Genomic DNA, 7,445 nt, shown 5'->3' on the forward strand with positions numbered 1-7,445 from the left:
GCTGCTTCAACAAGCTCAAGAACGCCAGGCGTGTCGCGACCCGCTACGACAAGACGGCGGAAAGCTTTCTCGGCTTCATTGACATCACGTCGATCCGCCTCTGGCTCCGTCATTTGTCAACATGACCTAGGATTGCGCTGATGTCAGATCTCATCGTTGAAAAAACTCCTGCGAACAATGATCGCAGTTATGTTGATGTTGGCGCTGTCATTGCGGGAACTGTCGTTGCGGTCGGCGCCTCAGCCGTACTGAGTGGGTTTGGGGCCGCAATTGGACTTGGCTCGATCTCTTTTGATGAAGGATCAATTAGTGCGTTTGGCTTGATCTTGACCGCACTTTTCGTCGTCATCTCAATGGTGCTTGTTTATATGCTTGGCGGCTATATTTCGGGTCGCATGCGAAGACGAGCTGAGGGTTCCACCGTCGAGGAGGTAAAGGTTCAGGACGGCCTGCATGGACTGGTGGTTTGGGGACTTGGAACCATTCTTAGCGCCTTCGTCGTTGCGGGCGCGATCACCGGGACTGTCAAGGCGGTGGGCAGTGCGGCAAGCACGACTCTGGAAGCTGCTGGCACCGCCGTGGGCGGCGTCGCGCAAGGCGCAGGACAATTGGCTGGAGGAATTGCCTCGGGCACCGGACAGGTCATCGGAGGGGTGGCTCAAGGCGCGGGTCAGGCAATGGCTCCGACGCTGGACGATACTCTGTCAAATGGCATGGACTTTAATCCGATTGATTACATTTCCGGCGCTCTGCTTCGCCCTTCGCAATCGGGATCTGGTCCAACGACTGCAGTGACTGGAGATGCCCAGCAGGAAGTCGGGACAATTCTTACGCAGCTGATCCGCACGGGCGAGATTAATGAGGCCGACAAAAATTATCTTCGTCAGGTTGTGGCTGCACAAACCGGGTTAAGTCCTGCCGAAGTCGATGCGCGTGTGAGCGAAGCCGAGCAACGAGCCCAGGCAATTCGCGACGAAGCAGAGAAAAAGGTCGCAGAAGCGCAAGCGAAACTTGAGGAAATGAAGGCCGCGGCCCAGAAAGTGGTCGACGAGGCGAAAGCGAAAGCCGAGGCAGCAGCCGAAGAGGCCCGAGTGGCTGGAATACTCACAGCCTTCCTGCTTGCCGCGTCCGCTCTTGTCGCTGCTGCCGCTGCCTATATCGGCGCAGTCAGGGGCGGTGAGCACCGCGATGAGGGGCGCATCTGGCGCGGTTTGACCCACAGCCGGCGCTGATGCGAGCATTATCAAGTCTCTCTATATTCTGACTTGAGCCCCCGGCATTCAGGCGTGAATGCCGGGATATCGTTAAATTCTATATATTTATTTTCGATAGATAAGTCTCTGCGCGAAAGAAGCCACTAAAGGCTTTCTTCGCTTCAAATGGGGCAGGGGGTCCCGCTCCCCAGAAGGCCACCTCAGATTGGAACAAATCTCGCCTTAACCCGTTTTAGACCCACATACGTCAATCACGCAACCAAGGAGGAGACCCCATGAACTGGGACATCATTCAAGGCAAGTGGGACCAAATGAAGGGAAGCGTCAAAGAAAAGTGGGGCGATCTCACCGATGATGAATTGACCGAAATTTCCGGGCAGCAGGACAAACTCTCGGGCAAGCTGCAAGAGAAGTACGGCTGGACCAAGGAGCAGGCAGAGGACGAGATCAATCGCTTCTTTGTCGACAAGGACAGGGCCTGATTCACCGCATATCACCATTAAAACCTGGAGAAACACGATGAATATCAATGTTCTTTCTGCACTGCTGGTGAGCGCGATGATCGCTGGTCCTGCGCTGGCGCAAAACACCGGCGATTCTCAGGCCGTCAATCCTTCCACTGAAGTTGATCCAGCCCAGCCAGAGGTTGCGCCTGATCCAACGGCAGAGGTCCCTGCGGCCACCACCACAGAAGCGCCCGCCGCAAGCACGGCCGTACCGTCTGCCGGATCTGCGGACATGGCGCTCGTCGTGCCGGAGGGCTACATGATGACCGAATTGACATCGGTGACCGGAGATCAACTCAAAGGGGTCGATATCTACGATCCTGCCGATTCAAAGATCGCGGAAATTGCTGATGTGGTGATCGGCAGCGATGACAAGGTTACAGGCATCGTGACAGACGTGGGCGGCTTCCTCGGACTGGGCGAGCACCGGGTTTCCCTGTCCCCTGACCAAGTCGCTATCTACAAGAATGCCGACGACGATATTCGCGCATATGTTTCGATGACAAAAGACGAACTCAAGGCCCTGCCTAAGTACGAGGCACCGAATCAGTAACCTGTCGGCGGGGCGAGGCCGAAAAGGCCTCGCCCCTGTCAATCCCAACTCGCATCGAGCGGAGCGCGGACTTGGCAGACCGTCCCGTCAGGCTGATGTTGCAGTTCGACCTCGCCATTCAACTCGGCCGCCAGTGCGTCGGTAATCAACATCGAGCCGAAACCGGTCTCGGTTGGTGGCGTAACGGTGGGTCCGCCGCGCTCTTGCCAGGTCAGTCGGAACGTGGCGGTTTCGGTCGAGCACGCCCAATGGATCGAAATATTCCCTTCAGGCACCGAGAGTGCCCCATATTTAGCGGCGTTGGTCGCCAGTTCGTGCAAGGCGAGCGACAAGGTGACGACGGCGCGCGGCGGTAAATGCAGATCGGGGCCCGCTATATCAAAACGCTCATGGCCAAATGCCGAGGCGACACCGTCCACGACCGACGCCAGGCTCGCGCCTTCCCAGCTGCGCTGGATCAGAAGGTCATGAGCTTGGGCCAAAGCACGCAGCCGGTCAGAGAACGGCTTGAACCGTTCCGGCTCGTCGCGGCCAAAGCTTTGGTTCGCAATCGCCTGCACCGTCGCCAGCACGTTCTTGACCCGATGGTTCAGCTCGCCCATCAACAGCCGCTGCAACCGTTCGGCCTGTTTCTTGCTGCCGATGTCGCGCGCGATCTTGGACGCCCCGACGATCCGGCCCTGCCGATCATGAATGGGTGAGACGCAAAGCGAGACATCGATCAAGCTGCCGTTCTTGTGCCGCCGCTGCGTCTCATAGGTGTCGATCAGGTTCCCCGCCATGATCTGCGCCATGATCAGGTCTTCCTCTTCGGGACGGCTGTCCGGGACCAGCAGAGTCACCGGCCGACCCAGGATCTCATGCTCGGCATAGCCGTAAAGCACTTCGGCACCGCGATTCCAGGCGGTGATGTTGCGATCCAGATCCATGCCCAGGATGGCATCGGTCGACGAGGCAACGATGGCAGACAGCCGCCGCTCGGCCTTCAGGGCCTTCACGCGTTCGGTGGTTTCGGCGACGATGCACAGCACGGCCCGGATGCTGCCACCCTCGTCGCGGATCGGCGAATAGGAGATGTCGAAATGGACGGTCTCGACATAGCCATGGCGATCGATGTGAAACGGTCGGTCCTGGGCGGATACGGTATTCCCCGTCGTCCTCACCTCGTGCAGCAGCGGCTCGAGATCGGCCCATAATTCGGCCCAGCCTTCACGCGCTGGCCGACCCAGCACCGTTGGATGCTTGTTGCCGATGGTGGTGGCATAGGCATCGTTATAGAGCGCCACATAATCATCGCCGGCAAAGATGACGATCTGCGCATGTGCCGGAAGCGCAAACTCAACGGCCGCCCGCAAGCAAGCAGGCCAGTCGCGCATTGGTCCGAGCGCGCAATTGTGCCAATCCAGAGCCGCGATCAGGCGTGCCATCTCGTTGCGGTCCGAAATGCTCTCTGTCGCCATGCCTCTTCCCTGATCTCTGATTCCGCCCGAGGGTGCATTGTGACGCAGGCCCTTGACGCCATAGTCACAAAATCCAGCCACAGCGCAATCACGATGCACGACTCCGGCTTCAGGCGGACCTGAAAAGCGGAAACCGCGCCGATCAGCAAGATATGACCTTCAATTAATGTTGAGATAGGCGGGAACATTTTTGCCGTCATCTGGTTCAGCACGCGGATCTTTTTTTGCTTCTTCAAAAACGAACAAAGAGGAGACTGCCATGAAAAACGCTGCCAAGACGCTAATCCTCACGGCAACTTTTGCTCTGAGCTCATCGATGTCGTTCGCAGATTGCGCTCAGGAAATCTCTGCTCTCGAAGCTGAGTGGCGATCACCCGGCGTTCCTTGTCCCAGGATGCCGCCTGATACTCGAAGTCTTCGTAGAAGCGCTTGACCTTGGTCAGCGAAGGTCGCCCGACAGGGCGCGTCAGCCGATGCGCGATCTTCTCGCGCAGGACGTTGTTCGCAGGCAGCCGGATGGCGTAGAAGAATCGGGCTTCTTCCAGCCGCTCATAGATCGCGGGGATCGCGTAGGCGGCGTCAGCCCGGAAGAACCGGCCGCAAAGGTCGCGCTCCGCGTAGCGGGCGATGACGGGGTCGAGAACGTCCCGCCAGCCATCGGCGCTGTGGACGTTGCCATGGCGCAAGGCGCAGCGCTCCAGCATGCCGAACTGGTTGAACAAAAAGTTCGGGTGATAGCAGGTGCAGTCGAAATGCCCGTTCCAGGCCGCGCCCTCCTGATCGCCATGGGTGGGGCTGACCGAACTGTCCATGTCCAGAACGATGTACTTCAGCCCGTTACGGTCATGGAACCGGTCGATCCATTGGCCATTCAGGTCGGCCAGCGCGGCACGGTTCTCGGGCTGTGCCAGTGTCTCGGTCTCGAACCGTCCCATCTGCGAGGCCGAGGCCGCTTGCGCATCGACAGCCCTTCCACCCACGACCTGGCGCATCACCGGATCGAGGGCCAGGCGGTCGGCGTCGTTCACATCCTCGTATCCGGCCAGTCGCCCGAACACCGATTGCCGGAACAACCCGTCAAGCCGGTGGACCGTGTTCTTGCCGCGCCGGGTGTCGCGCAATGCTTTTGCCGCCAGATCGGACAGCCCGAGCGCGTCATCCAGCTCGCGCATCACCAGCAGGCCGCCGTCGGAACTGAGCTGCGCACCTCGGAACTCCACATGCACCCGGCGGTCGAACTCGACCCGATCTGCCCGCTTCGAACCCGCACCCTCTGGGTGATCCATCAAACGCGCCCCTCACGGCCATCAACACCATGATTTATATCGGAAATATTGAGATCCTGACAGCAAAATCAGCGATTTACTTGGGGAATGTGGGCTGAGATGGCTGGCGGCAGTCACGAAGGTATAGCGAAAGACGGCACTCTCGCTCCATTGCAGCAGCCAACAAGCGAGGCGACCGGAACGGCATCCAACGACCAGAGCTCTGATGAGAGGGCAAAGGAGGGAGAATCCGCCACATCTGAAGAGACTGCAGTTGCGCCTATGGATAGCACCCAGTCTGAAACTTCAGGGCCAGATACCGATCAGGCGATGTCAGGTCAGGATGCGCAATCTCAACAGAGTGGCGGAATGACCGCGGCCCAGGAAGCTGAAGACACTTCCAAGGATAATGCCTCTCCTGAAACGGCAGCACATTCGGAAGCTTTGAGCAAGGCGCGCGCAGCTTTGGAAAAGGGCGATGAAGCAGCGTGTTTGAAGGCTCTCGAGGGCCTGTCCTAAACTCGGATCTACGCCTCGTCTGGGAGCTGCTCTGCGCGAAAGAGCGGCTCTCCTAATTGAGGGCAACAATGCTGGCGTTAAGTAGGGCCGCGAACGAGACCCAAGCTGCATATGGCAGCATCATCAACGCGGAGGCGGGATCAGCCTTTCTCTCTCGCGCGATGAACAGGACAATAGTCGCCAGCAGTGCAAGAATGACAATAAATCCCAAGACAGGTTTCTGCGCGCCGAAGAAGGCTGGCGACCACAGAAAGTTCAGCAGCATCTGTGCCGCCCATAGCACCTTGAGGTCGGTTTTGTCGGTGATGAACCACGTCCGCCATCCCACGACTGCAATCAGGACGTAAAGCAGCGTCCAGACAGGTGCAAAAATCCAGTTCGGCGGATTGAACCAGGGCTTGTCCAAGCTCGCATACCACGCCCCTGGCACATTCAGGTAGCCGATGATCAATCCACTGCCAACGACAGCAAGGATGAAAAACGCCACATACTTCAATCCTGACATGAGCGCGTCCTTATAGGTAACAGTCAAATGCGGGAGCCCGGTCCAGCACGCGCGAGTTCCAGCAACGAAAAAACCCGCCCCCGGCGCGGGCCGAGGGCAGGATAGAAGCCTTGTTCAGCAAAGCGGCAAGAAACTTTGAAACACGCCTTACTCGCCACCATTTGTGACACGGTCGTTCTGTCGGGCCTTGCGATCGCCAGCCTCTCTATTCTGACCGCCAGCGTTTGGCTCATTGGAGCGCTTCATCTGTTTCGGATTCAAAACAGGGTCAGCATTGGCCATCTTGTCGCGCTGCGCGTCGCGCGCGACGTCATGCTTCTCGTTTTCCACTTTCGGGTCGAACTTGGTACTCATCGTACGTCTCCTTCCTCCAAGCGTTTATGGAATGTTGCGCGGCGTGTACTCGGGCAGATCCTTGAGTTGATCTTTCGTCCAGCGCGTATGGCCATGCACCACGCCGTCTTCGCCGCGCATCAGATCGAGGTCTTTTGCCCGAAGCTCCACCGGCTTTGCCCCGATGCCGAGGAAGCCACCAACATCAACCACGACGGTAGTATCGGCACCATCCCCATAAACCTCAGAAATCGTGCCTAAATTGTCATCGTCAGGCCCGTAAATCGGAGCGCCATTCAGAAGAGCCTCCGTAAACTCGCTATCGTTCAGGCGGACATGATTGGTATGATCCATTCTCGTTCTCCTTTCTCGATGAGGTACAGAGCAACCAACCTTTGCACGGTCTGGATGTTCCGTAACGGTCCCGTGACCACTTTGCGTCACTCGTGAACACCTATCTTTGGAACTGTGACCATGAATAAGGGACATTGCGCAGCCACGACTGAAAGGGCTGTTTAGTTTTGTTGATGCCAGTCGAAGTTTTCCGCATCCAGTTCGGCAATCATCGCATTGAAGATACGCTCGGCCTCTTCCTCCGTTAGCGTATCCGTGGTCTGCGGTTCAGTGTTCCGGTTATTCGGATCATGAAGCTCAGGTACAAATTTTTGACCCATCACATCCTCCTTGCACTGAGGTGATGAAGTGTAGCAGTGGTAACCGTAAAAACCGAGTCTGCCGTGCAGGGCCGGCGATTTATTGCCGATAAAAAAAGACCCCCCGGACTATTGCATTCGTGCCACACCGCGAAGCGGTCGCGCTGATCCCTCCGGTTCCTAACATCGTCCGCAACATAACAAAAAAGGGCGCCCCGAGGGACGCCCTTTCCTGTCTCGCTACAGCGGATGATTACATCATGCAGCCCAAGCCGCCCAATGTCGGGCATGCCGCCAGCCGGAGCTTTCGGCTCACCCACCTTCCAAAAAGAAAAATCGGACCATTTCGGCGCTCGCATCCGGCCCGGCCACATCAGTATAGGAGCCGCGATGATCGCCACCAGACCAGGCATGGCCGAGGCCATTGATGACCCAGA

At 57.8% G+C, this 7,445-nt stretch carries 9 protein-coding genes and 3 pseudogenes; 5 read left to right on the forward strand and 7 right to left on the reverse strand.

Annotated elements, in window-relative coordinates; genetic code table 11:
- From FNJ84_RS21235 to FNJ84_RS21250, 4 genes and pseudogenes are all read left to right on the forward strand, one after another.
- Positions 1 to 125: pseudogene (locus tag FNJ84_RS21235) on the forward strand (IS5/IS1182 family transposase); the annotation flags it as partial.
- Positions 126 to 140: 15 nt separating this feature from the next.
- The gene (locus tag FNJ84_RS21240; protein WP_143795204.1) at positions 141 to 1,232 is read left to right on the forward strand and encodes a hypothetical protein; all 1,092 of its coding nucleotides are present in this window, start codon (positions 141 to 143) and stop codon (positions 1,230 to 1,232) included.
- Between the two features lie 257 nt (positions 1,233 to 1,489).
- Complete coding sequence (locus tag FNJ84_RS21245) at positions 1,490 to 1,696, forward strand: CsbD family protein (protein ID WP_143795205.1); 207 nt, start codon at positions 1,490 to 1,492, stop codon at positions 1,694 to 1,696.
- A gap of 37 nt (positions 1,697 to 1,733) precedes the next feature.
- Positions 1,734 to 2,273 (forward strand): PRC-barrel domain-containing protein, encoded by a 540-nt coding sequence (locus FNJ84_RS21250; protein ID WP_143795206.1) that lies wholly within the window; start codon positions 1,734 to 1,736, stop codon positions 2,271 to 2,273.
- 38 nt (positions 2,274 to 2,311) lie between these two features.
- Here the strand turns inward: FNJ84_RS21250 and FNJ84_RS21255 are convergent, their stop codons facing one another.
- Both FNJ84_RS21255 and FNJ84_RS21260 read right to left on the reverse strand, forming a co-directional pair.
- Positions 2,312 to 3,733, reverse strand: coding sequence for a PAS domain S-box protein (locus tag FNJ84_RS21255; protein WP_185968637.1), 1,422 nt, complete (start codon positions 3,731 to 3,733; stop codon positions 2,312 to 2,314).
- 311 nt (positions 3,734 to 4,044) lie between these two features.
- A pseudogene (locus tag FNJ84_RS21260) lies at positions 4,045 to 5,019 on the reverse strand (IS1380 family transposase); the annotation flags it as partial.
- Positions 5,020 to 5,106: 87 nt separating this feature from the next.
- On the opposite strand from FNJ84_RS21260, the gene FNJ84_RS21265 reads away from it, so the two are divergent.
- Positions 5,107 to 5,517, forward strand: coding sequence for a hypothetical protein (locus FNJ84_RS21265; RefSeq protein ID WP_185968638.1), 411 nt, complete (start codon positions 5,107 to 5,109; stop codon positions 5,515 to 5,517).
- A gap of 52 nt (positions 5,518 to 5,569) precedes the next feature.
- Here FNJ84_RS21265 and FNJ84_RS21270 read toward each other — a convergent pair whose 3' ends face one another.
- The 5 genes and pseudogenes from FNJ84_RS21270 to FNJ84_RS22520 form a co-directional block, all read right to left on the reverse strand.
- Positions 5,570 to 6,022: a TspO/MBR family protein gene (locus FNJ84_RS21270; RefSeq protein ID WP_143795208.1), complete on the reverse strand. Its 453-nt coding sequence runs from the start codon at positions 6,020 to 6,022 to the stop codon at positions 5,570 to 5,572.
- 147 nt (positions 6,023 to 6,169) lie between these two features.
- On the reverse strand, positions 6,170 to 6,376 hold the full coding sequence (locus FNJ84_RS21275) for a hypothetical protein (RefSeq protein WP_143795209.1): 207 nt from the start codon (positions 6,374 to 6,376) through the stop codon (positions 6,170 to 6,172).
- Between the two features lie 24 nt (positions 6,377 to 6,400).
- The gene (locus FNJ84_RS21280) at positions 6,401 to 6,709 is read right to left on the reverse strand and encodes a PRC-barrel domain-containing protein (protein WP_143795210.1); all 309 of its coding nucleotides are present in this window, start codon (positions 6,707 to 6,709) and stop codon (positions 6,401 to 6,403) included.
- A gap of 161 nt (positions 6,710 to 6,870) precedes the next feature.
- Positions 6,871 to 7,029 (reverse strand): hypothetical protein, encoded by a 159-nt coding sequence (locus FNJ84_RS22120; RefSeq protein WP_185968639.1) that lies wholly within the window; start codon positions 7,027 to 7,029, stop codon positions 6,871 to 6,873.
- A 291-nt stretch (positions 7,030 to 7,320) separates the two neighbouring features.
- Positions 7,321 to 7,445: pseudogene (locus FNJ84_RS22520) on the reverse strand (esterase); the annotation flags it as partial.

This window comes from Paracoccus sp. M683 (assembly GCF_007096355.1).
Classification (GTDB): domain Bacteria; phylum Pseudomonadota; class Alphaproteobacteria; order Rhodobacterales; family Rhodobacteraceae; genus Paracoccus.

Bases quoted from the DNA above. Each gene is read 5' to 3' on its own strand.
- FNJ84_RS22120 (WP_185968639.1), bottom strand. From the start codon at position 7,029: ATGGGTCAAAAATTTGTACCTGAGCTTCATGATCCGAATAACCGGAAC.
- FNJ84_RS21265 (WP_185968638.1), top strand. From the start codon at position 5,107: ATGTGGGCTGAGATGGCTGGCGGCAGTCACGAAGGTATAGCGAAAGAC.
- FNJ84_RS21280 (WP_143795210.1), bottom strand. From the start codon at position 6,709: ATGGATCATACCAATCATGTCCGCCTGAACGATAGCGAGTTTACGGAG.
- FNJ84_RS21245 (WP_143795205.1), top strand. From the start codon at position 1,490: ATGAACTGGGACATCATTCAAGGCAAGTGGGACCAAATGAAGGGAAGC.
- FNJ84_RS21255 (WP_185968637.1), bottom strand. From the start codon at position 3,733: ATGGCGACAGAGAGCATTTCGGACCGCAACGAGATGGCACGCCTGATC.
- FNJ84_RS21270 (WP_143795208.1), bottom strand. From the start codon at position 6,022: ATGTCAGGATTGAAGTATGTGGCGTTTTTCATCCTTGCTGTCGTTGGC.
- FNJ84_RS21275 (WP_143795209.1), bottom strand. From the start codon at position 6,376: ATGAGTACCAAGTTCGACCCGAAAGTGGAAAACGAGAAGCATGACGTC.
- FNJ84_RS21240 (WP_143795204.1), top strand. From the start codon at position 141: ATGTCAGATCTCATCGTTGAAAAAACTCCTGCGAACAATGATCGCAGT.
- FNJ84_RS21250 (WP_143795206.1), top strand. From the start codon at position 1,734: ATGAATATCAATGTTCTTTCTGCACTGCTGGTGAGCGCGATGATCGCT.